Here is a 25,868-nt window from a genome sequence, read left to right as displayed (position 1 = left end):
AAGAAACATCACACCCATTCGTCAAAAATCCTTATGCACTTGCAGCCCGACATAACGCTGATCGTCGCGTGGCACCAATCGATAGACGTTGCCGGTCGCATTGGCCAGCAACGGTGCATATGCGCGGTCGCCGAGATTGCGACCCAGCACCGCCACCCGCCAGCCATGCAGATCGTCGGCCAACGCAATGCTGGCATTCCAGATTGCGTAAGGGCCCTGAATGGTTTGTGCGGTCTGGCTGAGGTCGTACTGCACACTGTCCTGCCAGCTCACATCGCCGTTGAATTCCAGCGCCAGACTGCCGCGCAACGGCACGCGATAGCCCGCGCGCAGGTTGCCCTTCCAGTCCGGCGAGAACGGCAACGGCTTGCCATCCACGTTGCAATTGGCTGCCGCAGCTGCCGGGCAGGCGAAGCGCTGGATGCGCGCCTGCGTATAGGCCAGCGACGCCGCCAGGCTAAGCCGCTCGGTGGGCCGATACTCCAGATCCAGCTCCACACCCTGCGTGCGCACCTGTCCGGCGTTGATCAGCCGCGTCACCACCTGCCCGGCCACGGTGTCGAAGAAATTGGCCTGGTAGTTGGCGTATTCGGTATGGAACAACGCAAGGTTCGCACTCAGGCGGTCGTCCAATGCGCGCGTCTTCAGGCCCAGCTCCCACGCGTTGGAGGTTTCCGGCTTCAGCGCCGGCGTATCGCGCGGCTGCATGTTGAAGAACACGTTGTAGGCCGGGCCCTTGTAGCCGCGCGAATAGGTGAGGTAGCCGGTGGTTCGCGCATCGACGTCGTACTGCAGCCCGGCACGGCCGGAGACGCCGTTTTCTGAGGTGCTCCCGCTGCTGGCGGTGGCGGGCTGGATACCGGTGACCGCGCTTGCAGAGCTGGACACGCGCTGGTGTTGATAGTCGAGCGTGTCGCGGGTGAAGCGCGCGCCGAGCAAGGCGCGCAGATCCGGACGCCAATGCCAGGTGGCCTCGCCGAACGCTGCATAGGTTTCGGCCCGGGTATCGTAATCGGCCACGCCCACGTTGCTTGCGGTCGGCGAGGTCACCGTGCGCTGGTAGGTTTCGTCGCTGCGCGCGTGCAGGTAGTACAGGCCGGCCACCGCTTCCACCGCACGGTCGCGCGGCGTCTCGATGCGCACTTCCTGCGAGTATTGCGTATACCCCAGATCGCCACGGTCGTGCGAGGACGGAAACGTTGCGCTGCGTTGCGCGGTGCGGTCGCCATCCTGGAATTGGGTGTTGTCCCACTGCCGCCAGGCGCTGATCGAGGTCAGCAGCGCATCGCCGAGCTGCTGGTCCAGCTGCAGCGAGGCGCCCTTGTTGATGTCGTCCAGGTACGTGCGGTAATCGCTGTTGATCTGCCGGTTGTCGTCCCTGGCGATGACCGGTGCCAGCGCCGCGGCGAAGTCGGCACGCGTGCTGTCCACCACCACACCGCTGGGCGCGTCGCTGTGCGATTGCAGGTAGTCGGCCAGCAGCGTCGCGTTCAAGCCAGGGTTCGGGCTCAGGTCCAGCCGCAAGCGCGCGCCGGCGCGGCGGTAGCCGTTGACGGTCTGGCCGTCGGCCACATTCCGCACGTTGCCGCCGTACTCGGCCCACAATGCCGACACGCTGGCCTTGAGCAGCTCCGGCACCAGCGTGCCGCCGACGCTGGCACGCAGGCGGTCTTCGTCGCCGCCACCGAAGTGCGAATAATCCACAGACCCGCCGAATACCTCCGGCGCCGGCTTGCTGACGATGTTGAGCACGCCGGCGGACGCGTTCTTGCCGAACAAGGTGCCCTGCGGCCCGCGCAGTACTTCGATGCGCTCGACATCGAGCAGATCCAGCGTGGCCTGGCCCGGCCGGCCCAGCACCACGCCATCGATCACGGTGGCCACGCTGGGCTCCACGCCCGGCGAGGTCGAAATGGTGCCGACGCCGCGCAGGAACAACGAGGTGTCCTTGTTGGATGCACCGGTGCGGAAGGTCAGGCTGGGCACCAGCGCCGGCAGGTCGGCCACGTTGTTGCGGTTCTCGCGCTCCAGGGTTTCGCCCTGCACCACGGACACCGCCACCGGCACTTGTTGCAGGGTGGTTTCGCGGCGCGTGGCGGTGACGGTCACCGCCCCCAGGGTCTGCGCCGTGCGCTCCGGTGCTGCGTCGGCATCGCCCACTTCGTCGGCAACGGCCGGCATGCAGGCGCATGCCAGGCTCCATGCCAGCAACTGCGGTGTCCCCCACCATCGGGAAGCAGAAACGATGCCCGCCGGGCTCCGGTGTCGCGCAATCATTGACGTCCTTTTGTATGGGCTGGTTGGTGCGCAGCGTTGCTGCGGCCGGCATGCGCCGTAGGGTCGCCGCGCCGCGTGGTTTACGTAGCGCCAGCCAAGCCGGTCTCGACCGCGCAATGCAATACGGCATGCTGTTTGCCGGCGTCGCGAGCGTCAAATAACCAATGTTTAGGTGGTTATTCACTCCTGTGGCGGATCGCGCCTGGCCGGCAGCCGGATAGCCCGTCGCGCAGCCACGCTGCGCAAGCCCAGGCGAGTGGCGATAATGCGCGGATGGATGCACTCAAGCCCTGGCACCTCTACCTGCTGCTGTGTCGCAACGGCAGCTACTACGCCGGCATTACCAACGATCTGGAGCGGCGCTTCCAGGCGCATCTGCGTGGCACCGGCGCGCGCTACACGCGCGCCAATCCGCCCGTGCAGATGCTCGCCAGCCACCCCTACCCGGACCGCGCCAGCGCATCACGCGCAGAGTGCGCACTCAAACGCCTGCCGCGTGCGCGCAAACTGGCCTGGCTGCAGGCGCAGCCGCGCACCGTCCACGAGTCACAACCTGCTGACGCGTCGATCACGCGCGTCTAGCCGGGAGTTTCCTACGCTGCGCTGCCCTCGATCGCGGAGCCGCGCATGCACTATCAACTGTATTACTGGACCGGCCTGCAGGGCCGCGGCGAGTTCGTGCGTTTGGCCCTGGAAGATGCTGGCGCCGCCTACACCGATATGGCGCGGGTGCAAGGCGACGAGGTCATGAATGCGTTTCTGGAAGGGGAACACGCAGGTGCGCAGCCGTTCGCACCGCCTTTTCTAAAAGCGGGTGACATCGTGGTGGCGCAGGTCGCGACGATCCTGCACTTCATCGGGCCGCAGCTGCAATTGGTGCGCGATTCGGAGCCGCAGCGCCTACAGGCGCTGCAATTGCAGCTGACCATTGCCGACCTGGTGGCCGAGGTGCACGACACGCACCACCCGATTGCGACTGGCCTGTATTACGAAGACCAGCAAGCCGAAGCGGCCAAGCGTGCGAAGGACCTGCGTGAGAACCGCCTGCCCAAATTCCTGGGCTATTTCGAGCAGGTACTGCAACACGCCGGGGGCACGCATGTGCTCGGCACGTATTCGTACGTAGACCTATCGCTATTCCAGCTGGTCAGCGGCCTGGAGTACATGTTCCCCAAGCGCATGGCGACGCTGGCAAAAAACGTTCCAGGGCTGAAGGCGCTGCAGCAGCGCGTGGCCCAACGGCCGCGTGTTGCGGCCTATCTGGCGTCCAAACGACGTGTGGCTTTCAACACCGATGGCATCTTCCGTCATTACCCGGAGCTGGATGCGGCATAGGCAGCGGCGCCGGTCGCCTCGGTCGATGGTAGTACGCGAGCGCCACATGAGGGTGTGCCGCGGGCCGTATTGCTGATTGCTGCTTCCGATCATGCAGTAAAACCGCCCGCCGTCGATCGCGCTGTGCAGCATGAGTCGATGTACCGACGTACTCACTTATGTGCGAAAGCCGCACGGCAGTCTGGCGTGCGGGCTTTGGCGTCAGAGGAGTGGGACGCCAGCGGCCTCAGCGCCCCTGCAGCAGGGCCGTGCGAATCCGCTGCAGTTGCGTTTTGACTGCTGTCGCCTGCGTCGGTCCCAGCCGCAGCAGCGCCTTCTGCCCCACCGACAGCGACTCCAGCGATGGGTCGACGAATCGGTAGCGGCCACGTTCGTCGCGTTGCACGGCGATCGGCTGCGTCGGCTCGGGCGTGCGCAGCAGGTGGTCGATCACATCGACGACGCGGTCGTTGAAGTAACGATCCGGCGCGCCCAGATCCGCGTACGCCTGCTGAAACAGTGGGTAAAAGCGCACATAACTGCGCGCCATGGCTTGCGCGTCCACGCCGGTGAACGCGGCTACGTAAGGTGCATAGCGCGCCGCATTGGCCTGATCGAGCACCTGATGATCGCCGCTGCCAGAGACCTGCAACTCGCCAGGCACCGGCTGCAGCAGCGAGGCACGGCGGCTGATACTGGGCTGGGTGAGATTGTCGATCATCACCACCACGCGTTCGATCAGGTGCTTGCGCAACACGATCGACAACGCGTCATCGTCCTGCACCAACGCCAGCAGCGCTTGCCACGCGGCAGCGTCGCTTTGCGCCAACGCAGGAATTGCAGCATCCGCCGCGTCGTCCGACGCTGCCGGCACCGGGTGACGTGGCTCGCTATTTACGGGCGTCGGCTGTGGGCTGACCGCGGCGGCCACAGCACTGGCGGTACGGCTGATGGGTGCAGGCAAGGTGTCCTGCGGATCGGGCGGGCCGCTGAACAACCACCACGCGGCGCCAGCGATCAATGGGACCGCCAACAACCACGGCCAGCGCAAGGATTTGCTTTGCATCTTGGAACTCCTGACATCGACAACATCCCAAGGTGTGACCGTGGGATGCTGCGGTGGTTCCATCGATTTACGGTGTCGCTCGTTTAGCCGCTTGAGTTGAGGCGTAGCGCGATACGCTCGCGATTTCCGGGAAACGCAGCGGCCGGCTCGCCGCTGTGTGTGGGACGTCCTACAGTTCGACCAGTTCAATTGGTCCTTGCCTGCCCGCTATCGCGGCACCTTGTGCAGCATGGATGCCGCCAAGGAGCTACAGGGACGGACTTGCAGCGTGTCCTGCGATGGTGGGCGGGCCAGGGCCCGACAGCGAACCGGAAGAACCTCCGCTGCGCGATCCACTTCACTTAGCCCGCGAAATCCAACCGCGCATTCACCCAGGCCGCGACAATGGCAGCGGCAACCTGTTCGGCCTGCCTGGCCGGCATGCGCTTTTCGCTTGCCAGCCAGGCGGCTGTCTCGGCGCGCACCTTGGGCAACAGCGCGCGCACGGCGTTGCGCTCGGCTACCGGCCAGTCGCTGTCCTCGCCGGACCACGCAGCAATCGCCTGATCCGGATCGTTGCCGTAGCGCTTGCGCAATTCCGGCTGCAGATACAATGCCGGCGACACGGCAGCGCGCAGCGCGATGATTTGCCACTCCGCGTAGCTGGCGTAGCGAATGGTGCCCGCGTCCTTGCTCAAGGCTTCGATCAGCCCTGCGAACCCGGCATCCAGCTGTTTCCAGCTCGGTCGCGCGAACAGCCCACCAGGCGGCTCGCAGATCGGCGCGAAACTGTCGCGGGTCGAGCCATAGAGCGGACCGAACGCGTCATAGGCCGGCTCGCCCACTGCAGCGAAGATGAAGCAGTGCACATACGGCCGCTCGGAACGATCCTCGCGCTCGATCCACATGCGCAACAGGGTCAGCACACGCTGTTGCTGTTGCATGGCAGGCGCGCCATCCACATCGTCGAGCAAGGACGCCGCGAAATCGTCGGTCTTGCGTAGCGCCTTGCGTGCGCTTTCAAAACGCGCGTTCGCCAACGCCGCATCCACGCCTGCGGCAGGCACGAAGTGATGCAGATACGCCAGCCATGCCGATGCCAGCGGCGCGTCGTAGCCCTGCAATTGGCGCGCAGCGTCCGCTGGCGTTTTCGGGATGCTGGCGATGATGCGGTCCAGCGTTTGCTGCTGGGCGTCGAGTGTCTTGCCCAGCGCATCGACCCTGGCCTTCAAACTGCGTTGCAGGCAGTCATCCACCTTGGCGTCCTGCGCGCAGGCATTGCGCTGGCGCAACCAGGCGCGTTGCTGATCGCGTACTGCCGTGAGCGAGTCACGCGGCGCGGTATCCAGCACGCCGCGATACGCCTCATCCAGTTGATCGTCCAGTTGACCGAGCGCAGGCACGGCGCACAGCCGCCTTTCCACCGGCGTACCCGCCTGTTTGCAGTCGAACGATGCCGACCATGCGGCGCCAGCGCTCAGCACTAACGCACCACCCACAATGCACCGCACAACCCGCATCCGACCAATCACTGCAACGCCTCCTTGCGCGCTGGCAGCAGCGACAGCAACAACAGCGTCGCCGCCAGGGTCACATAGGCACCGACGAACTGCCAGCTGATCACCCGCGCCAGGCCTTGCAGCGACCACGGCAGATAGATGCCGCCGCGCGGGTCCACCGAATGGATCAGGCCGAACAGGGTCAGCCCGGCAGCCACCAGCAGGAAGACCGCGCCGCGTCGCAAGCGGCCATCGATCATCGCCGCCACCGTGGCGATCCACAGCATCGCGGTGATGATGAAGCCATTGCCCAGCGCGAAGATGACTGCCAGCTCCGGCAGGCCGTGGCCATCGACCTTGGTGGTCAGCGCGACCAGCTGATCCGGCGCAATCCAGCCCGGCGCCTTGATGGTCAGCAGGTACGCGACCGACGGCAGAAAGCCCAGCACCATCGCGCCGGCGTGCTGCTTGGGCGTGGCCTGAAATGCCTGGGTGGTGATATCGATGGAGACATACACGATGATCGGCGCCAGCACGGCCAGCGGCAGCCATTGCACCAGGCCGCTGATCACGCCAAGCATGCCACCGATCCCGACGAACACCCCGGTCAGCAGCGTATAACCGGAGCGCGCGCCCATGTGTTTGTACGCGGGCTGGCCGATGTACGGCGTGGTCTGCGCGACGCCGCCGCAGACGCCGGCCACCAGCGTGGCCAAGGCTTCCACCAGCAGGATGTCGCGGGTGCGGTAATCGTCGCCTGCCGCGCGCGCGCTCTCGCTGACGTTGATGCCGCCCACCACCATCAACAAGCCGAACGGCAACAGCAACGGCAGGTACGCCACCGTGGCCGGCAGGCCGTCGATAAAGCCCAGCGTCGGCAGCGGCAGCACGATCTGCGGCGGATTCCACGCCGGCAAGGCGAAGCCGGGGGCGCCCCATCCCGCCAGGCCAAGCCCGTAATACAACGCGGTGCCGATCACGAACGCCACCAGCACGCCGGGCAATTTGGTCGGGAGGCGGCCCTTGGCGAGCAGCACGTACAGCAGCAGGCCCAGGGTGACGAAGCCGGCCACCGGCGAACGTAGCGTTTCCAGCAACGGCAACAAGCCCATCAGCACCAGCGCGATACCGGCGATGGAACCGAGCAAGGCCGCACGCGGCAGCGCGCGCGTCACCGCTTCGCCTGCGAACGACAGCACCAGCTTGAGCAGGCCCATCACCACCAACGCGGCCATGCCGAGTTTCCAGGTGGCGATCGCGGCGGCCTGCGGGTCCAGCCCCTGCGCCTTGAAACCGGCAAATGCCGGGCCGAGCACCAGCAGCGCCATGCCGATGCTGGTGGGCGCGTCCAGGCCCAGCGGCATGGCGGTGACGTCGTCGCGCCCGGTGCGCGCGGCCAGCCGCCGCGCCATCAAGGTGTACAGCAGGTTGCCGACCAGCACACCGAATGCGGTGCCGGGGAACATGCGCGCGAATACCACCTCGGCCGGGAACTGGAAGATGCCGACCAAGGCCATCGCGATGAAGCCGAGGATGGACAGGTTGTCGACCACCAGGCCGAAGAAGCCATTGAGATCGCCAGCGACGAACCAGCGCGGCGGGGCCGCAGGACGCGAAGAAGGAGCCGACATGAGAACCAAGGAAGCGTGGGGGTCGGCCGATGGTAGCCGCTGCACTGCAGGGGCGACAGCGGCGCGGTGGATCAGAGCGTGTCGTGGCCAGAGGCCATCGGGCTGTCCGCGAGCAGGCAGCCCGGCGCCATCGCCCGCTACTGCATCGCCGCATCCACATCGATCCAGCCCACGCTGTCGCTGCGGCCGGCACTGCGATAACGCACCTGCAGCCGCGCGCCGTCGGCGCTGACGTCCAGCGCATCGGCCTGATCGCCGCGCACCAGATAGCGTTTGGTGGCGGTGGCCGTCGGCGTGGCGTACAGCGGCAAACGCGTCACCTGTACGTGCAGTTGCACCGGCATGGGTTCCTCGAGCGTGGTGCCGATTTCGCTTGCCACCTTGACGCCACGCGGGTCGTACATCGGCCACACCGACAACGGCATGCCATCCTCGCTTCCCGACTCCAGCAAGGTCTGGATCTGCGGCGACTCGATCCGCTGCTGCGTCCGCCAAACGTACAACCGCCCGCCAGCGTCGTAGCGGTAGACATCGGCATACCACATCGGCCCACCGCGGCAGGAACTGGTCAGACTGCGCTGCTGTTGATCGGCAACCAGATTGAAGAATCCTTCGCACTGCACCGCCGGGCGCGTCGGTGCAGCGAGCGCATGAAAGCGTCGCTGTGCAGGATCGAACACAAAGACCCAGACCGCCTCGTTGACCTGACCCAGCATCGCCGACACCGCAAGATCCGGGCGCCCGTCGAAGTTGTAGTCGTCGCCGCGCAGCTGCACGCCGCCTTCGCCATCGTCCACATTCGCGTCGAACCACTGTTCGGCATCGCCGGGAGACAGCACCACATGCAGGCGCTGGCCGACCAAGGTGGCGGTCGCACGGGTCTGCGCATCCAGCGTTAAGCGAAGGCGTGTGTCGTCTGCCGCAGCGCCGAACGCCAGCCCGCCTGCCATCGCAATCAACAGTGCGCAAGCGGCGCGGATGGAAGGCAAATGCAACGAGGTGAAGCACATGCGCAGCTGGTTCGGAACAGTGGGCAAACACCCGCACCCCGGCTGCGCACGCGATGGGCGCCAATGCCGAAGGACGCGCGACAGACGCCGATCGACGCTGGTGAGCGTGGCGGCCGGCAACCGCACGGACCTGGCAGTGCGCAAGCCGGCCAGCCGACTCAGAACGAGACCTCCACCGGCTGCCGCGACCACAGCACCGACTGGTGCCCGGTGGCCTGCTTCCAGGCCAGCCGGATCGCTTCGATGTCGTTGCGCCGTTGCGGGGTGTCTTCGTGCAGGATCACCAGTACCTTGGTCCCCAGCCGGTTCGGCTCCTTGGCGCCGCGGAACAACCATTGGCCGTAGGCGTCGAACACGGTCAGGCCATCCGGAAAGCGCGGTGTCACTTCCTTGTCCAGAAACGCGCGCCACTGGGTTTCGTCGATGGTGCGAGTCTGTGGGCGGTCGGCCGGGCCGGATTCTTCGCCCACGCCGAAATACAACTCGCTGCGCACCCAACCCCGTGCCGCCGCTGGCCGCGCCGCATCGCCCTGCAGGCTGGCAGTGGTCGCGGTCGGCGTGACGCCGGGCGTGGTGGCGCAAGCGGTCAGCGCCAACATGGCGGCAAGCAGGCAAGACGGCAGCAACTTCATCGACTTCTCCACAAAAGATCGGGGGGCGGGCGCAGGATTGGGGGCAGGCTCATGCAAGGCCGATATCAGCTCATGCTGTCGCGCACGCACTGTGCCATCTCGCACCGCCCTGAACAACGCGATAACATCTTTCCATCCGGATGAATGTGGACAATCCGCCCCCTTGCGCCCAGCCCGGCCGGATGCCGACCGCGCGGCGCGTTGCAGTTGCAGGAGAGAGAACAGCATGACCCGCCCCACCCTTTCGGTGATCGGCATGGCTATCGCCGCCGTGCTCAGCGCCAACGCGCAAGCCCAGCAGGCCGATGCCGGCGCCACCACCCTGGACACCGTGATCGTCACCGGCACCCGTGCCAGCGACCGCACCGTGCTGGAATCCACCGTACCGGTGGACGTGCTCACCGCCGAAGACATTCGCAAGGCCGGCGTGGTCAACGGCGAGCTTGGCAGCGCGCTGCAGGCGCTGCTGCCCTCCTTCAACTTTCCGCGTCAGTCCAACTCCGGTGGCGCCGACCATATCCGCGCCGCGCAGCTACGCGGGCTCTCACCCGACCAGGTGCTGGTGCTGGTCAATGGCAAACGCCGCCACACCTCGGCGCTGGTCAACACCGACAGCAAGATCGGCAAGGGCACCACGCCGGTGGATTTCAATTCCATCCCGATCAACGCGATCAAGCGCATCGAAGTGCTGCGCGACGGTGCCGGCGCGCAATACGGCTCGGATGCGATTGCCGGCGTCATCAACGTGATCCTGGACGACAACCCCGAGCGCGGCGAACTGGAAGCCAGCTTCGGCGCCTATAACACCGATGTCGCGCCGATCGACCGCCGCGTCACCGACGGCCAGACCAGCTATGCCAGCGCCAAGGTGGGCACGCTGCTGGGCGACGACGGCGGCTTCTTCAAGGTCGGCCTGGAGCTGAAAAACCGCGAGGCGACCAACCGCGCCGGCTTCGACCAAATTCCCTCGTTCGAAGAACAGACCCCGGCCAATCTGGCGCTGCGGGGCCAGCGCAATTACGTGCTCGGCGATGGCGCCACCAAGGGCCTGAATGCCTGGCTCAACAGCAAGGTTCCGTTCAGCGCCAACGGCGAGTTCTACGCCTTCGGCACCTACAACCAGCGCGATACCGAAGGCGCCAATTACTTCCGTTACCCGGACAGCAGCGCCAACTGGCGCGAGATCTATCCCAACGGCTACCGCCCGATTTCCGAAGGCGAGAATCGCGACCTGCAACTCGTGGCCGGTGCGCGCGGGCAATGGGGCAATTGGGATTACGACGCCAGCGTCAACTACGGCCGCAACGACTTCACCTACCGGCTACGCAACTCGCTCAATGCATCGCTGGGGCCCGGCAGCACCACACGCTTCAAGACCGGCGACTTCGCCTTCGCGCAAACCGTGGGCAATTTCGACCTGACTCGCGTGTTCGACGCCGCCGGCGCTACCCATACCTTCGGTACCGGCGCCGAGTTTCGCCGCGAGCAATACCGCACCCACGCCGGCGACCCTGCCAGCTACGCGGCCGGCCCGTTCACCGATCGCCCCACCGGCTCGCAGGCCGGCGGCGGGCTCACTCCGCAGGACGAAGCCGACCTGTCGCGCAACGTGGCCAGCGCCTACGCCAACGTCTCCAGCCAGTTCGGCGACAAGTTTTCGACCGACCTGGCCGGCCGCTACGAGCATTACCAGGATTTCGGCAGCCAATGGACCGGCAAACTGGCCGCGCGCTACGCGTTCGCACCGGCCTTTGCGCTGCGTGGCGCCATCTCCAACAACGTGCGTGCGCCTTCGCTCAGCCAGATCGGGTATGAAGCCACGTCCACCGGTTACGACGCCGCCGGCCGCCTGACCCAGGGTCGCCTGCTGTCGGTCAACAACCCCATCGCGCGCGGACTCGGCGCCACCGATCTGAAGCCGGAAAAGTCGGTCAATTACAGCCTGGGCTTCACCAGCAAGGTGGGCGATCACTTCGACGTGTCGCTGGACTTTTTCCAGATCGATATCGACGACCGCATCGCGCTGTCCGAAGACATCACCGGCGATGCGCTGACCAGCTTCGTGCAGCAGAACTACGGCGTCACCGGCGTGCAGAGCGCCAGCTATTTCCTCAACGCCGCCGACACCCGCACCCGCGGTGCCGAGCTGGTCGCCAACTGGCGCCAGTACGCCTTCGGCGGCGACCTGCTGCTGACCGGCACCTACAGCTACGCCAAGACCGAGCTGGAAAACATCATTGCCACCCCGGCCCAGTTGCTTGCATTGAACCCGGAGTACGTGCTGTTCGGCGTGGAAGAAAGCAACACGCTCACCGACGCCGCACCGCGCACCCGCGCCTCGCTTGCCGCGAACTGGAGCAACGAGCACTGGAACCTGCAGACACGCGTCAACCGCTACGGCAGCGCCACCCGCGTATTCGATTTCGGTGGCGGCTTCGTGCCGCGCCAGACCTACGGCGCCGAGTGGCAACTGGACCTGGAAGCCGAATACCACCTGGGCACGCAATGGACGCTGGCCATCGGCGGGCAGAACATTCTGGACAACTACTCGGACCGTTCCATCGACGACATCGCCTACTTCGGCAACCTGCCCTACGACGTGCTCTCGCCGATCGGCAGCAACGGCGCGTATTGGTATGGGCGGGTGCGGTACTCGTTCTGAGCAACGGCGTTAAGCCCCTCTCCCCTCGGGAGAGGGGTTGGGGTGAGGGTACGGGCGAAGCCTCGCGTCATAAGTCACTACAGGAGGCTTCGCCCGTACCCCCATCCTCCCCTGCGGGGCACCTTCCCTCCCATGAAGGAGGACAATGCCCCAGCGGGAGAAGGGGCAATCCCCGCCGTTCCATAACCTGAATCTCACACCCCATTGCGCACACTAGCCCAATGGCAGACGCGCAATCCCCCCTACCGTCGCCGCCATTGCTGGACGATGCCTGTGCATTGTTTCTGGACGTGGACGGCACCCTCATCGACTTTGCCGACCGCCCCGAGGCGGTGCAGCTATTGCCCGACGTGCGCGAGGCCATCGGCCTGCTGAGCGAGCGCCTCAAGGGCGCCGTCGCACTGGTCAGCGGCCGGCCACTCGCCCAGCTGGATGCCCTGTTCGCTCCCTTGCTGCTGCCGGCCGCCGGTCTGCACGGGCATGAGCTGCGCAGCGATCTCGCGGCACGCGCGGCAATGCCCCAAGACACGTCCCAGTGGCTGCACGGCCTGCATCAACGCGCCGCGGCGCTGACGCACCACCACCCCGGCGTGCTGGTCGAAGACAAGGGCGCCAGCGTGGCGCTGCACTGGCGCGCCCGGCCGCAGGCCGGCCCCGAAGTGCTCGCCTTCGCGCAGCAGGAAATCGCACAGCTTTCCGGCTATCGCCTGCAGCCTGGCGACCACGTGGTGGAATTCGTTCCCGAAGGCAGCAACAAGGGTCTGGCGGTCGAGCAACTAATGCAGCACGGCACCTTCGCCGGTCGCACGCCGGTGTTCGTCGGCGACGATCTTACCGACGAATTCGGCTTCGACGCCGCCAACCGGCTCGGCGGCTGGAGCGTGCTCGTCGGCGATCGCGCGCAGACCAGCGCGCGCTTTCGCGTCGGCGGCACCCCCGACGTACACGCGTGGTTGCAACGCAACGCACGCAGCCGCTGAGCACAGCGCACCTGCTCTCATTCACTTCAACAGGATCGTTTGCACTCCATGACCGAGCCAAACCTGGATCTGGGCGTCATCGGCAACTGCAGTTTCGGTGCATTGGTCGATCGTCAGGCGCGCGTGGTGTGGAGTTGCCTGCCGGCATTCGACGGCGACCCGGCCTTTTGCACGCTGCTTTCGCCCAAGACCGAAGGCGGCGACTTCGCCGTGGAACTGGAAGATTTCGCCAGCAGCGAGCAGCACTACCTGCCCAATACCGCTGTGCTGCGCACGGTGTTGCGCGATCGCCACGGTGGCGAGCTGGAAGTCATCGACTTCGCGCCGCGCTGGCGCAACAACGGGCGCTTCTATCGGCCGGTCAGCATCATCCGCCAGATCCGGCCATTGAGCGGCAACCCGCGCATCATCGTGCGCGCCCGCCCGCTGGCCGACTGGGGCGGCCGCACGCCGGACACCACCTGGGGCAGCAATCACATCCGTTGGGTGTTGCCGGAATTCACCTTGCGCCTGACCACCGATGTGCCGGTGCGCTTCGTCCGCGACGGCTTGCCGTTCGTGCTCAGCCATCCGGTGAGTCTGGTGCTGGGCGTGGACGAATCGCTGACCCGCTCGCTCACCGGTTACGTGCAGGAAGCGCAGGAACGCACCGAAGAATACTGGCGCGAATGGGTGCGCTACCTGTCCATTCCACTGGACTGGCAGGAGGCGGTGATTCGCAGCGCGATCACGCTGAAGTTGTGCCAGTACGAAGACAGCGGCGCGATCATCGCGGCGATGACCACCTCGATTCCGGAAGCGCCCAACACGCCGCGCAACTGGGACTACCGCTATTGCTGGCTGCGCGATGCCGCCTTCGTGGTGCGTGCGCTCAACCGGCTCGGCGCAACCCGCACGATGGAGCAGTTCATCGGCTACATCTTCAATATCGCCACCACCGACGGCACCATGCAGCCGCTATACGGCATCGGCTTCGAATCGCAGCTGGAAGAACACGAAGTGGACACCATGGCCGGTTACCGCGGCATGGGTCCGGTGCGGCGCGGCAACCTGGCGTGGATCCAGCAGCAGCAAGATGTCTATGGCAGCGTGGTGCTGGCGTCCACGCAGCTGTTCTTCGATCTGCGCCTGAAGGATCAAGGCGATGCGGATACCTTCCGCCGGCTTGAGCCGCTGGGCGAGCGCGCCTATGCATTGCATAACGTGCCCGATGCCGGCCTGTGGGAATTTCGCGGCCGCGCCGAAGTGCATACCTACACCGCCGCGATGTGCTGGGCGGCATGCGATCGCCTGTCCAAGATCGCCGACCGCCTGGTGCTGCCCGAGCGCAGCACCTACTGGCGCGAACGTGCCGACGGCATCCGCGAGCGCGTGTTGAACGAGGCCTGGAGCGAGGAGCGCGGTCATTTCACCGACACCCTCGGCGGCCACCGGCTGGATGCCTCGCTGTTGCTGCTGGCCGATATCGGCATCGTGGCCAATGACGACAGCCGCTTCGTGCGCACGGTCGAGGCGGTCGGTCGCGTGCTCAAGCACGGCGATGCGCTGTACCGCTACATCGCACCGGATGACTTCGGTGAGCCGGAAACCAGCTTCACCATCTGCACCTTCTGGTACATCGACGCACTGGCCGCGATCGGGCGCAAGGACGAGGCACGGGAATTGTTCGAGCGCATCCTTTCGCGCCGCAATCACCTCGGCTTGCTGTCGGAAGATCTATCGTTCGAGGACGGCGAAGCCTGGGGCAATTTCCCTCAGACCTATTCGCATGTTGGCTTGATCATCGCAGCGATGCGCTTGTCGCGGAGCTGGCAGGAGGCGTCATGAGTCGTTTGGTGGTGGTATCCAACCGCGTTGCGGTGCCCGGCGAGAACCGCGCCGGTGGCTTGGCGGTTGGCTTGTTGGCGGCGCTCAAGGAGCGCGGCGGTGTGTGGTTTGGCTGGAGCGGCAAGACCGTGCGCGGCGACAGCGGCGGCATGCACGAGCAGACCGAAGGCGACATCACCTTCGTCACCATGGACCTCAACAAGCGCGACATCGATTCGTACTACAACGGCTTCGCCAACCGCACGCTGTGGCCATTACTGCACTTCCGCCTGGACCTGGTCGATTACGACCGCGCCACGCGCGAAGGCTACATGCGCGTCAATCGGCTGTTTGCCGAAAAACTCGCGCCGCTGCTGAAAGACAGCGACACGCTGTGGATCCACGACTACCACATGATTCCGCTCGGCGCGATGCTGCGCGAGCTGGGCGTGGGCTGCAAGATGGGCTTCTTCCTGCACGTGCCGATGCCGTCGGCCGATCTGGTGCAGGCCATGCCCGATCATGCGCGTTTGTTCAGTACCTTCTACGCATACGACCTGGTCGGCTTCCAGACCCAGCGCGATGCCGAACGTTTCAAGGCCTATGTGCGCCTATTCGGCGGTGGCCGCATTCTGGAAGGCGATCTGGTGGAAGGCCCGGGTGGGCGCCGCTTCACCGCCTCTTCGTTCCCGATCGGGATCGATACCGACCTGATTGCCCACCAGGCCAAGGCCTCTGCCGGCAAGCAGGCGGTGCGTGATCTGCGCGAAAGCCTGCGTGGCCGTCAGTTGGCCATCGGTGTGGACCGCCTGGATTATTCCAAGGGATTGCCGGAGCGCTTTCAGGGTTTCGAGCGCTACCTGGAGCGGTATCCGGATCAATCCGGCAGCCTGACCTACCTGCAAATTGCGCCGGTTTCGCGCGGCGATGTCACCGAATACCGTCAATTGCGCAGCCAGCTCGAACAGATCGCCGGCCACATCAACGGCGGACATGCAGAGCCGGACTGGACGCCGCTGCGCTACGTCAACCAGAACTTCAGCCATGCCACGCTGACAGGCTTCTATCGTGCGGCCTCGGTGTGTCTGGTCACGCCATTGCGCGACGGCATGAACCTGGTTGCCAAGGAATTCGTAGCCGCGCAGGATCCGGCAGACCCGGGTGTGCTGGTGTTGTCGCTGTTTGCAGGTGCAGCCGACGAAATGAAAGAAGCGTTGCTGGTCAACCCGCACGATCTGGATGGCGTGGCTGACGCGATCGCCACAGCGGCAAGCATGCCGCTGGCAAGCCGCATCGAACGCTGGCACGCGATGATGGATCACCTGCGCAAGAACAACATCAACCACTGGCGCCAGCGCTATCTGCAAGCGCTCTCTGAGGTGTAGAGCGACGACCCGTCCCCTACCGGGACTTGTCCTCCTTCAGGCGGACAAGGTCCCCAACAGGCAGAGGACGACATGGCCGCCATCAGCGTGAAGTCTGCGATTTCCAGAGCGTTTGGCTGCCCGACGCCGACGCATTGAGCAGCTGCGCCCCCTGACCATGCGAACCCTGATTGCAGTGGGAAAAGACGTCGGAGGTCGACAGTGTGCAGGTGCTGTGCAGGTGCGATCGACGCGGCACTAACCGGCCACAGCACGTGCGCCGCAACGCTCTGCCCTGCAATCGCGGGCGCGCTCAGCGCAAGCGCATATCAACTCAGGTCTGCAGGCAACGCCGCGCACACTGCAAAGCGTTCAACATCCGCGTGTTTCCAGTGTGCCAAACGTGCAGGTTGGAACGCTGGTTCCTATTCCGTCACGGACAAAGGGCGTCCGGGGGTCTAAAATATTCACATGATTAGCGCTGAGGACCCTGGGAGGGGCTGCGCGTTCATAGCGTTCGACGTGCGTATCTAGATCCGGGCCGCGTGATGGCGCCTGCGATCGCTCTCCCTCCACGACTCGCCACCGCTCGCTGGTGCCTGAGTCCTTCCTGACATCTCAAAATGACTGATCAATCCTCAAAACGTGGGCTAGGCACCTGGTTGCTGGTGGCCTATGCCGTGGTGATCGCCGTGCTTGGCGCGGTGCTCGCCTACCAGGGCGGCCGCCTGGTGGCCGTGGGCGGCTCCTGGTATTACCTGATCGCGGGTATTGCCCTGTTCCTGGCGGGCGTCCTGCTCGCGCTGGGCAAGCGCGCCGGGCTCTGGCTGTTTGGCGCCACGCTGGCCGGTACCATCGCCTGGGCGCTGTGGGAAGTGGGCCTGGATGGCTGGGGCTTGGTGCCGCGCCTGGCCATGATGTCGGTGCTGGGGCTGGTGCTGCTGCCGTTCTGGGGTGTGGCGCGTCGTCGCATGCAGCCGTTGTCCGGCCTGAGCTATGCGCTGGTGACCGGCGTGCTGCCAATCCTGGGCGCCGCGCTGATCCTGTGGCCGCTGCTGATGCCGCGCAATGTCGAGCTGGCCGATGCCTCCAAGCTGCCGGCCGACAGCGCCACGGCCTTCAGCCGCGGCACCGTGCCCAGCCCCGACGGCAACGTCGCGGCCAATCATGACGCCAGCAACTGGACCTCCTATGCGGGTTCCAACCTGTCCAACCACTACACGCCCGGCGCGCAGATCACCCCGGACAACGTGAAGAATCTCAAGGTGGCCTGGGAATTCCACACCGGCGACCTCAAGCCCAAGGACTCCAAGCTGGGCTACGCCTTCCAGAACACCCCGCTCAAGGTCGGCGACCTGCTCTACATCTGTACCCCCACCCAGAAAGTGATCGCGGTGGAAGCGGCCAACGGCAAGGAGCGCTGGCGCTTCGATCCGCAGACCAACCCAAAGGCGATGGCGGGCGTGGCTGCCACCACCTGCCGTGGCGTGTCGTACTACCAGGCGCCCGAAGGCACCGCCGAGTGCCCGACCCGGATCTTCTGGCCGATGGTCGATGGCCGCCTCGGCGCGCTGGATGCGCAGACCGGCAAGCTGTGCACCAGCTTCGGCAACAACGGCTATGTCGATCTGAATGCGGGCACCGGCAACACCAAGCCGGGCTTCGTCGGCCCCACCTCGCCGCCGGTGGTGATGCGCGGTGTGGTGATCCAGCCGACCGGCCAGGTCCGCGATGGTCAGGAAGGCGATGCGCCGTCCGGCGTGGTGCGTGGCTTCGATGCGCTCACCGGCCAGCTGCGCTGGGCCTGGGACCTGGGCAACCCGGCGATCACCGCCGAGCCGCCGGCCGGCCAGACCTACACGCGCTCAACCCCGAACGTATGGTCGCTGATGGCCGCCGACGACGAGCTGGGTCTGGTCTATCTGCCCACCGGCAATGCATCCGGCGACTTCTTCGGCAAGGGCCGCACCCCGCAGGACGAGGAATACACCGCCTCGCTAGTTGCGGTGGATGCCGCCACCGGCAAGGAACGCTGGCACTTCCGTACCGTCAACCACGACCTGTGGGACTACGACATCGGCCCGCAGCCGAACCTGGTCGATTGGCCGGTCGCTGGCGGCGGCACGCGTGCTGCGGTGATCCAGGCCACCAAGTCCGGCCAGGTGTTCGTGCTGGACCGCGCCACCGGCGAGCCGATCATGCCGGTCAAGCAGATTCCGGTACCGCAGGGAACCGACCACGGCGACTGGACCGCCGCCACGCAACCGATCTCGCCGGGCATGCCCAACACCGTGGGCGCGCCGAGCCGTGAGTTCGAAAAAATCATCGAATCCGATGCCTGGGGCATGACCCCGTTCGACCAGTTGGTCTGCCGTATCCAGTTCAAGCAGCTGCGCTACGAAGGCATGTTCACCCCGCCCACCCTGCAGGGGTCGCTGGCCTTCACCGGCAACCACGGCGGCATCAACTGGGGCGGCGTTTCGGTGGACCTGCAGCGCGGCATCATGGTGATGAACAGCAATCGCCTGCCCTACACCTTGCAGGTGTATACCCGCCAGAAGATGGACGAGCTGGGCGTGGTGTCGGTGTTCGACGGCAAGAGCAAGACCCCCGGCTACATGGCGCAGAAGGGCCTGGCCTACGGCGCCCGCAAGGAGCCGTGGATGTCGCCGCTCAACACCCCGTGCGTGGCACCGCCGTGGGGCTACATCGCTGGTGTGGACCTGCGCACGCAGCAGGTGATCTGGCGTCGTCCGCTGGGCACCGGTTACGACCAGGGTCCGATGGGCATCCCGTCCAAGACCAAGTTCGAGATCGGCACGCCCAACAACAGCGGCTCGCTGGCCACTGCTGGCGGGGTGACCTTCATCGGCGCGACCTTGGACGACTTCATGCGCGGCTTCGACACCCGTACCGGCAAGCAGGTCTGGGAAACCCGCGTCCCCGCCGGGCCGCAGGCAGCGCCGATGAGCTACACCATCAACGGCAAGCAATACATCGTGGCCGCCGTCGGTGGACACGACCGCATGGAAACCAAGTCGGGCGACAGCGTCATTGCCTGGGCCCTGCCCGACGATGCGCAGGCCGCGCCTGCCAAGTAACGGCAGTGCTGGAAGCCGCATGCGGCCAGGCGGTGCGCTGATGCGCACAAGCCCATGCAGTCTGCACTGCATCGGCCGCTGCGCCTCACCCGCCCGGCAACGCTCTGGCGCATGGGCTACCTGCCGTCGGTCCAGGGCCGACGGATGCACCAGTCAAACCGGTCGTCGCGAGACGGCCGGTTTTTTTATGCGCGCGCTTCACGGGGCGGCGAAGGCACATCAGGTCGAAGCCGGCGATGTCAGCCGAGCGTATGACGCGCGGCCGAGGCGCACTGGCTCTCAAAGCTGAGTTTCAGACGTCCGAACCCAGGCCGAGCTCCGAAGCCGGCGATCCCACGCAACAGTCCAAGGCCTGCGCGACTACAAATCCAGAGCGCACCCTGCCGACAACCGAGCCAGCCCCACGCTCGGATGGATGTGTCCGTTCCAAATTGCAGGTCGCTGACATTGCCGGGCATTCGCGCAGGCATTTTTCACGCGAAATTTACAATCGAGTCGTCGTGGTGGGTCGTTTGATCGCACCCGGCGCGCTTACCCGGTGCACTGAAATCGCTTTCGTATCAATGACATCAGGCTATTTCGCGACCTGGTTGCCATATTCCGACGAACGGCGTCTTCACATCATCATGATTCGGACTCAGCCGCCGATACCCCAATTGCAGGCCATGGACTGCCGATGCCGCTCCCCCTTCTCAGATCACCCAGCTGGACTCAGCCTATGTCGCTTGCACACGATGCCGCCCCCGTCGTCCAACCGCCCGCCGGTCGGCACGTTGCGCGCGCCACCTGGACTGCATGGCTGCCCGCTGCTGCGCATATCGGGGTGCTGGCATTGCTCGCCTGCTACGCCGCCACGCTGGTACCCGGCGGCTTCCTGAGCGGGCTCGGACGCCTGCTGCCCGCCCTGTTGGTGCCGGGCGCGGCAAGCGCCGGGCTCTGGTGGTGGTCGCGCCGTCGTCACGACACGCAGTTGCAGCAGGCAATGCGTGCGGTGGTGGCGATCGGCGACGGACGCACCCAGCGTCTGGACCTGCGCAACGCCTCCGGCGACCTCGCACCGTTGCTGCACGCGCTGCAGGATGCCCAGGACAAGCTCGCCATCCGCATCGATGTGATGGAGCAAGGCCTGCGCCATGGCCAGTTCGTGATCAAGGCGCTGGACGATCTGGACACCATGATCCGCATCGCCGACGACGATGGCCAGGTGCTGTTCGCCAACCGCAAATTGCTCGCCATGCTCAAGCTGATCGAGCCGGATGTGCAGAGCTTCCGTCCCAGCTTCCATGCCGAAGGCTTCGTCGGCGGCAGCATCGGCGACATCTATCCCGACAGCCAGGCCGCGATCGACCGCATGCGCGCGTTGAATGCCTCCAAGGCCGTGCGTGCGCCGTTCTTCGGCCGCCAGATCGACTTCGTCTACAGCCCGATCATCGCCGCCGACGGCACCAAGCTCGGCACCATCGCGCAGTGGATGGACGTCACCGCGCAGGTCAACGCCGAGCAGGCACTGATCCAGATCATCGACGCCGCCTCCGCCGGCGATTTCAGCCGCCGCATGCAGATCGACGGCATGGACGGTGTGCTGCTGACCCTGGCGCAAGGCATCAACCGCATCTACGACTCGGTGGAAACCCATCTGGCCGCATTGGCGCGCGTGATCGGTGCACTGGCCGAAGGCGACCTCACCCAGCGCGTGGACGGCGATGCGCACGGTATCTTCGCGCGCTTGCGCGACGACACCAACCAGACCGTTACCCGCCTCACCGAGATCATCGGCGGCATCCAGGCCGCATCGGACACCATCCGCCAGGCCGCGGTGGAAATCGCCGCCGGCAACATGGATCTTTCCGAGCGCACCGAGCAACAGGCGGCCAATCTGGAAGAAACCGCAAGCTCGATGGAAGAGCTCACCTCCACCGTGAAGCAGAACGCCGAGAGCGCGCTGCAGGCCAATCGCCTGGTCGTCGGCACCGGCGACGTGGCGCAGAGCGGCGGGCAGGTGATGGACGAGGTGGTCGCCACCATGGGCCAGATCAGCACCGCCTCGCGCAAGATCGGCGAGATCATCGGTGTGATCGACGGCATCGCGTTCCAGACCAACATCCTGGCGCTCAACGCCGCGGTGGAAGCCGCGCGTGCCGGCGAACAGGGCCGAGGCTTTGCGGTGGTTGCCTCGGAAGTGCGCGCACTGGCGCGGCGCTCTGCCGATGCGGCAAAGGAGATCAAGACGCTCATCGCCGACTCCACCGACAAGGTGGAGCTGGGTTCGGGCCTGGTGCACCGCGCCGGCGCGACCATGCGCGAGATCGTCGGCTCGGTCAAACACGTCACCGACATCATGAGCGAGATCACCTCGGCCAGCGCCGAGCAGTCCAGCGGGATCGAGCAGGTCAACCGCACGGTCGCGCAGTTGGATGAAGTGACCCAACGCAACGCCGCGCTGGTGGAAGAAGCCACCGCCGCCGCGCGCAGCCTGGAAGAACAGGCGGTGGAACTGGCCGATGCGGTCTCGATCTTCCGCCTGCAGTCCGACGCGCGCCCCGGCGCCTCCAACATCGCGCGCGCCAGCTTCCACAACGCGGCATAAGCCCGGCATGCGTAGCCATTCGTAGGAGCGCGCCCGGGCGCGACCGGGCGTTCCCCGGAATGCTCCTCGCGCTCAGGCGCGCTCCTACGCGCCATTGGTCGGGATCGCCGGGTGCGCCAGCCAATCGCCGCGCACGACGCACGTGTAGTGCCTCAGTCCAGAAACCGCGCGTGTTGCTCGGGCGTGGGCAGCATGCAGTGATCGCTGCGGCCGAACCAGCGATAACGATTGCGTGCGATCAGCCGGTAGCCAAGATCGCGCACGCGACGTGGGACCAGGCGCAGCACCCCACTCAGCCGCCAGAGTCCGCCCAATCCCGCAAGCACGCGCACGATCGCGTCGCTGTCGGTCCAGGCACCGGTGGCGTCCACCAGTAGAAACGACAGGGGGTCGTCCGGGTCCAGACCGTGCTGCTGCAACAGTGCGCGCCCGGCTTGCCCTTGCATGGCAGCAAAGCGATAGCGCCCATGCCGATCGTGGCGCAGCAGGAATTTGACCCAGCCATTGCAGAGCAGGCACACGCCGTCGAAGACGATGGTGGCGCGCGCCGCAGGCGGCGCAACAGGCGATTGATCAGCGCGGTTCAAGCCAGCCCTCGTAACGAATGAACGGTCCTACCAGCGGCAACTGCACGTCCACCAGAAACCCGTAACGGCCACCGTCGGCATGCTCGCGGCAGCGCACCTGCCGGAACCAGCGTGCAGGCAAGCGAATCATCCCGAACGCCCACACGCGAGTAGCCTGCCAATACAACGATTGCGCATCGGCCTGCAGCGAAAATTCAAAGCGCACCGCACCCAGGTGTTCGCGCAAGTTTTCGCCATGGCGCCATAGCCGCGAATGCATCGGCATGCCGTCAAAGCGCCGATGCCAGCGCTCGCCGTGCGTGTCGGCCAGAAAGTCCACTTCCACCGCCACCTCGCCGCTACGCGGCAGACGGCTCAACAGCGCCAGCAACGGCACCAGCGCATGTCCACCACGCTGAATCTGGGCGCGCCCGGCAAAGCGCTGCCGCTGCCGCACCGAGTGCAGCGCGCGCACTGGCGCAGGCAGTTGCGCGAACGCGTCCTGCCCCAGCACCTGTGCGAACAGTGGCGTGTTCAGGGGACAATCCAGGCCAGTGTGGCCATGCGTCCGCTGCGGCGATCGCGACGGTGCGAGAAAAAACGTTGTGGATCGGAAATGGTGCACAACCCGCCGCCATGCACCGCATCGGCCGGCACGCCGGCCTGCTGCAGCCGCTGGCGTGCCAGCGCATACAGGTCCACCCGCCAGTGCCCCGGGCGCGTGGCGACAAACGCGCGTTGCGCCTGTGCATCGTGCGCAACGAAGGCGTCGAACACGTCCTCGCCGATTTCATACACCTGCGGTCCCGCGGCCGGCCCCAGCCAGGCCACCAGTCGCTGCGGTGGCGTCCGCATTGCGGCCACGCTGCGCTCCAGCACGCCGTCGGCCAGCCCGCGCCAACCGGCATGCGCAGCAGCAACTTCGCTGCCATCGACGGCGGCGAACACAACCGGCAGGCAATCGGCCGTGAGGATTGCCAGTACCACGCCAGGCACCGACGTCACGGCAGCATCGGCGACCGGTTCGTGTGCGCCTGGTCGCTGGTCCGCCGCGCGGTCGGTGGAATCGGGCGCAGCGGACGGTGCATCCAGCCGCACCACGTCCACGCCATGGACCTGCCGCAGCCAATGCGGCGTGCTCGGCAGCTGCAGTGCCGCGGCCAGCAGCGCTCGGTTGCGCTCCACCTGCTCGGGCACATCGCCTTCGGCGCTGTTGCGGTTGCCAAGGTTGAGCGTGTCGAACGGCGGCAGCGAGCCGCCCAGACCGTGACGCAGCGTGGTCAGCGCACGGATGCGCGGCGGCACCGGCCAGTCGGCTGGCAGGACGAAGGGCGCAGCCATGGACATCTCAGCGGCGCGCCAGCTCGGCGGCGCGTGCACTGTCTTCGCGCAGCACGGTCATCAGGCGCTGCAGATCAGCCGGCACCGGCGCGCTGGCGCGGACCGGCTCGCCGCTGACCGGATGCAGGAATTCCAGGGTTTCAGCGTGCAGCGCCTGGCGCTTGAAGGTGCGCAGTTCGTGCACCAGCTCATCGGTGGCGCCCTTGGGCAGCTTGAGCGCGCCGCCGTACAGCGGGTCGCCGACGATCGGCGATTTCAGGTGCGCCATGTGCACGCGGATCTGATGGGTACGCCCGGTTTCGAGCCGACATTCCAGCGCGGTGTGCGCACGGAAGCGCTCGCGCAGGCGGTAATGCGTGACCGCATCGCGGCCATCGTCGCGCACCGCCATCTTCAGGCGGTCGCGCGGGTGGCGATCGATCGGAGCATTGGCGGTGCCGCCGGAGACCAGCGCGCCCACCACCACGGCCAGATACTGGCGATGCACCTCGCGCGCGGACAGCTGCTCCACCAGCGCGGTCTGCGCCTGCACGGTGCGCGCCACCACCATCACGCCGCTGGTGTCCTTGTCCAGGCGATGCACCACCCCGGCGCGCGGCACCGAGGCCAGCGCCGGGTCGCGGAACAGCAGCGCATTGACCAGGGTCCGGTCCGGATTGCCGGCGCCCGGATGCACCACCAGGCCGGCCGGCTTGTCGATCACCAGCACCTGCTCGTCTTCGTACAGCACGCTCAGCGGAATGTCCTGCGGCGCGGCGTGAGTCTGGGTTTCCAGCACCACCTGCACCTGCACGCTCTCGCCGCCGCGCAAGGTATCGCGCGGGCGCGCCATTTCGCCGTCCAGCAGCGCGTCGCCGGACTTGATCCATTCCGACAGCCGCGAGCGCGAAAATTCCGGGAACAGCTCGGCCAGCACTGCGTCGAAACGGCGTCCGGCGGCGTTGTCGGGCACGATCGCCTGGCGGATGGACGGGTCGAGGGGTTCGGCAGATGGGTCGGACATGGACACGGGCACTCGGGCAAAAGCGGGAATTTGGGGGTCCGGGCGGCGGGAGTCAGTCGCCGGACAGGCCACTAGGCTATCATCGCGCTCTCGTTTTCCTGATGCGTCCTGCCCAGACCCATGATCCGACGGTCCACGTTTTCCGCGCCTGCGCGCCTGATTGCCCTCATGCTGGTCATGGCGTTCGTCGTCACCGGCTGCCACCGCGGCGCCAAGGACAAGAATCCCGACGAGGGCATGCCGGTCGAGCAGCTCTACGGCAAGGGTCATAACCTGATGGAGAAAGGCAACTGGGCCGGCGCCGAAGCCAGCTACAAGCGCCTGATCGCCCAGTACCCCTATGGCCCGTACACCGAGCAGGCGATGATCGAAACCGCCTACTCCCAGTACAAGGCCGGCAAGCACGACGACGCCGTCTCCAGCGTCGACCGCTTCATCCGTACCTACCCGACCCACCGCAACATCTCCTATCTGTACTACCTGCGCGGGCTGGCCAACAGCAACCGCGACACGGTGTTCCTGCGCCGCGTATGGTCGCTGGACCCGAGCCGCCGCGACCTGTCTTCGCCGCAGCAGGCCTACAACGATTTCAATACCGTCACCGATCGCTACCCGAACAGCCGTTACGCCGCCGACGCACGCAAGCGCATGATCGAGTTGCGCGACATCTTCGCCCAGCATGAATTGGACAACGCGCTGTACTACCTGCGCCGCGATGCCTGGGTGTCGGCCGCCGGTCGTGCCAACTACCTGCTCGAAACCTATCCGCAGAGCGCCTTCCAGTACGACGCGGTCGCGGTGCTGGCAGAGGCCTACACGCACCTGGGCAACAAGACCTTGGCAGCCGACGCACGCCGCGTGCTGGAGCTCAACGACCCGCAGCACCCGTGGCTGACCGGCAACTGGCCGAAATACCCGTGGGCCATCCGCAAGCTCAACCCGTTTGCCGGCGAAAAATCCGCCGCGACCGGGCAAAGCAATTCGCAGATGAATCGCGACTGAGATATCAGGCGCAGCGCATGACCGAAGAGAGGCCGCAAGGCCTCTTTT

The 25,868-nt window shown here is 66.0% G+C and carries 19 protein-coding genes; 9 read left to right on the top strand and 10 right to left on the bottom strand.

All coding sequences use genetic code 11. The features are described from left to right. Positions 1-21 precede the first annotated feature (21 nt). Entirely contained in the window at positions 22-2,181 is a 2,160-nt protein-coding gene (locus tag EO156_RS00230; RefSeq protein WP_026007150.1) for a TonB-dependent receptor, read from the bottom strand. Between the two features lie 369 nt (positions 2,182-2,550). Here EO156_RS00230 and EO156_RS00220 point away from each other — a divergent pair, with 369 nt between their 5' ends. Beyond that, a complete protein-coding gene (locus tag EO156_RS00220; RefSeq protein WP_005915765.1) occupies positions 2,551-2,859 on the top strand; it encodes a GIY-YIG nuclease family protein in 309 nt (102 codons plus the stop codon). A gap of 45 nt (positions 2,860-2,904) precedes the next feature. Then, the gene (locus EO156_RS00215; RefSeq protein WP_016850694.1) at positions 2,905-3,612 is read left to right on the top strand and encodes a glutathione S-transferase; all 708 of its coding nucleotides are present in this window, start codon (positions 2,905-2,907) and stop codon (positions 3,610-3,612) included. Between the two features lie 226 nt (positions 3,613-3,838). On the opposite strand, the gene EO156_RS00210 is transcribed toward EO156_RS00215, so the two are convergent. The 5 genes from EO156_RS00210 to EO156_RS00190 form a co-directional block, all read right to left on the bottom strand. Further along, complete coding sequence (locus EO156_RS00210; protein ID WP_016850695.1) at positions 3,839-4,657, bottom strand: DUF3014 domain-containing protein; 819 nt, start codon at positions 4,655-4,657, stop codon at positions 3,839-3,841. 341 nt (positions 4,658-4,998) lie between these two features. Further along, positions 4,999-6,165, bottom strand: coding sequence for a lysozyme inhibitor LprI family protein (locus tag EO156_RS00205; protein ID WP_026007151.1), 1,167 nt, complete (start codon positions 6,163-6,165; stop codon positions 4,999-5,001). After that, positions 6,165-7,766, bottom strand: coding sequence for a hypothetical protein (locus tag EO156_RS00200; protein WP_003488646.1), 1,602 nt, complete (start codon positions 7,764-7,766; stop codon positions 6,165-6,167). Before EO156_RS00200 ends, EO156_RS00205 begins: the two co-directional genes overlap by 1 nt. 137 nt (positions 7,767-7,903) lie before the next feature. Then, complete coding sequence (locus EO156_RS00195; RefSeq protein WP_016850697.1) at positions 7,904-8,968, bottom strand: hypothetical protein; 1,065 nt, start codon at positions 8,966-8,968, stop codon at positions 7,904-7,906. Further along, positions 8,935-9,408, bottom strand: coding sequence for a DUF3574 domain-containing protein (locus tag EO156_RS00190; RefSeq protein WP_005915776.1), 474 nt, complete (start codon positions 9,406-9,408; stop codon positions 8,935-8,937). The genes EO156_RS00195 and EO156_RS00190 overlap by 34 nt, the downstream gene beginning before the upstream one ends. Before the next feature lie 226 nt (positions 9,409-9,634). Here EO156_RS00190 and EO156_RS00185 point away from each other — a divergent pair, with 226 nt between their 5' ends. From EO156_RS00185 to EO156_RS00150, 6 genes are all read left to right on the top strand, one after another. Further along, entirely contained in the window at positions 9,635-12,070 is a 2,436-nt protein-coding gene (locus EO156_RS00185; RefSeq protein WP_016850698.1) for a TonB-dependent receptor, read from the top strand. Positions 12,071-12,291: 221 nt separating this feature from the next. Next, positions 12,292-13,050 (top strand): trehalose-phosphatase, encoded by a 759-nt coding sequence (otsB, locus tag EO156_RS00175; RefSeq protein WP_005915781.1) that lies wholly within the window; start codon positions 12,292-12,294, stop codon positions 13,048-13,050. A 48-nt stretch (positions 13,051-13,098) separates the two neighbouring features. Then, positions 13,099-14,877 (top strand): glycoside hydrolase family 15 protein, encoded by a 1,779-nt coding sequence (locus EO156_RS00170; RefSeq protein WP_016850699.1) that lies wholly within the window; start codon positions 13,099-13,101, stop codon positions 14,875-14,877. Further along, the gene (otsA, locus tag EO156_RS00165) at positions 14,874-16,241 is read left to right on the top strand and encodes an alpha,alpha-trehalose-phosphate synthase (UDP-forming) (protein WP_003488630.1); all 1,368 of its coding nucleotides are present in this window, start codon (positions 14,874-14,876) and stop codon (positions 16,239-16,241) included. Before EO156_RS00170 ends, otsA begins: the two co-directional genes overlap by 4 nt. A gap of 641 nt (positions 16,242-16,882) precedes the next feature. After that, positions 16,883-19,321, top strand: a complete 2,439-nt coding sequence (locus EO156_RS00160) for a glucose/quinate/shikimate family membrane-bound PQQ-dependent dehydrogenase (protein ID WP_029828368.1) — start codon at positions 16,883-16,885, stop codon at positions 19,319-19,321. 718 nt (positions 19,322-20,039) lie between these two features. Beyond that, on the top strand, positions 20,040-21,908 hold the full coding sequence (locus EO156_RS00150; RefSeq protein ID WP_016850701.1) for a methyl-accepting chemotaxis protein: 1,869 nt from the start codon (positions 20,040-20,042) through the stop codon (positions 21,906-21,908). A 152-nt stretch (positions 21,909-22,060) separates the two neighbouring features. Here the strand turns inward: EO156_RS00150 and EO156_RS00145 are convergent, their stop codons facing one another. The 4 genes from EO156_RS00145 to rluD are packed head-to-tail and all read right to left on the bottom strand — an operon-like array spanning position 22,061 to position 24,818. Next, positions 22,061-22,495 (bottom strand): thiol-disulfide oxidoreductase DCC family protein, encoded by a 435-nt coding sequence (locus EO156_RS00145; RefSeq protein ID WP_005921375.1) that lies wholly within the window; start codon positions 22,493-22,495, stop codon positions 22,061-22,063. Next, positions 22,482-22,988, bottom strand: a complete 507-nt coding sequence (locus EO156_RS00140) for a DUF4166 domain-containing protein (protein ID WP_005915793.1) — start codon at positions 22,986-22,988, stop codon at positions 22,482-22,484. The genes EO156_RS00145 and EO156_RS00140 overlap by 14 nt, the downstream gene beginning before the upstream one ends. A gap of 20 nt (positions 22,989-23,008) precedes the next feature. Beyond that, positions 23,009-23,821, bottom strand: a complete 813-nt coding sequence (gene pgeF / locus EO156_RS00135; protein WP_026007152.1) for a peptidoglycan editing factor PgeF — start codon at positions 23,819-23,821, stop codon at positions 23,009-23,011. 1 nt (position 23,822) lies between these two features. Further along, complete coding sequence (gene rluD / locus EO156_RS00130; RefSeq protein ID WP_003488615.1) at positions 23,823-24,818, bottom strand: 23S rRNA pseudouridine(1911/1915/1917) synthase RluD; 996 nt, start codon at positions 24,816-24,818, stop codon at positions 23,823-23,825. Between the two features lie 120 nt (positions 24,819-24,938). On the opposite strand from rluD, the gene EO156_RS00125 reads away from it, so the two are divergent. Further along, complete coding sequence (locus EO156_RS00125) at positions 24,939-25,820, top strand: outer membrane protein assembly factor BamD (RefSeq protein ID WP_016850704.1); 882 nt, start codon at positions 24,939-24,941, stop codon at positions 25,818-25,820. The last annotated feature ends 48 nt before the right edge of the window (positions 25,821-25,868 follow it).

Origin of the sequence: Xanthomonas sp. DAR33341, from assembly GCF_003992815.1 — a bacterium.
Taxonomy (GTDB): domain Bacteria; phylum Pseudomonadota; class Gammaproteobacteria; order Xanthomonadales; family Xanthomonadaceae; genus Xanthomonas; species Xanthomonas cissicola.
This window is presented reverse-complemented; position numbering and strand designations above follow the sequence as displayed.

Excerpts from the sequence above, each read along its gene's own strand:
- otsA (WP_003488630.1), top strand. The coding sequence starts at position 14,874 with ATGAGTCGTTTGGTGGTGGTATCCAACCGCGTTGCGGTGCCCGGCGAG.
- pgeF (WP_026007152.1), bottom strand. The coding sequence starts at position 23,821 with ATGTCCATGGCTGCGCCCTTCGTCCTGCCAGCCGACTGGCCGGTGCCG.
- EO156_RS00170 (WP_016850699.1), top strand. The coding sequence starts at position 13,099 with ATGACCGAGCCAAACCTGGATCTGGGCGTCATCGGCAACTGCAGTTTC.
- EO156_RS00150 (WP_016850701.1), top strand. The coding sequence starts at position 20,040 with ATGTCGCTTGCACACGATGCCGCCCCCGTCGTCCAACCGCCCGCCGGT.
- rluD (WP_003488615.1), bottom strand. The coding sequence starts at position 24,818 with ATGTCCGACCCATCTGCCGAACCCCTCGACCCGTCCATCCGCCAGGCG.
- EO156_RS00190 (WP_005915776.1), bottom strand. The coding sequence starts at position 9,408 with ATGAAGTTGCTGCCGTCTTGCCTGCTTGCCGCCATGTTGGCGCTGACC.
- EO156_RS00210 (WP_016850695.1), bottom strand. The coding sequence starts at position 4,657 with ATGCAAAGCAAATCCTTGCGCTGGCCGTGGTTGTTGGCGGTCCCATTG.
- EO156_RS00125 (WP_016850704.1), top strand. The coding sequence starts at position 24,939 with ATGATCCGACGGTCCACGTTTTCCGCGCCTGCGCGCCTGATTGCCCTC.
- EO156_RS00230 (WP_026007150.1), bottom strand. The coding sequence starts at position 2,181 with ATGCCGGCCGTTGCCGACGAAGTGGGCGATGCCGACGCAGCACCGGAG.
- EO156_RS00220 (WP_005915765.1), top strand. The coding sequence starts at position 2,551 with ATGGATGCACTCAAGCCCTGGCACCTCTACCTGCTGCTGTGTCGCAAC.
- EO156_RS00185 (WP_016850698.1), top strand. The coding sequence starts at position 9,635 with ATGACCCGCCCCACCCTTTCGGTGATCGGCATGGCTATCGCCGCCGTG.
- EO156_RS00200 (WP_003488646.1), bottom strand. The coding sequence starts at position 7,766 with ATGTCGGCTCCTTCTTCGCGTCCTGCGGCCCCGCCGCGCTGGTTCGTC.
- EO156_RS00215 (WP_016850694.1), top strand. The coding sequence starts at position 2,905 with ATGCACTATCAACTGTATTACTGGACCGGCCTGCAGGGCCGCGGCGAG.
- otsB (WP_005915781.1), top strand. The coding sequence starts at position 12,292 with ATGGCAGACGCGCAATCCCCCCTACCGTCGCCGCCATTGCTGGACGAT.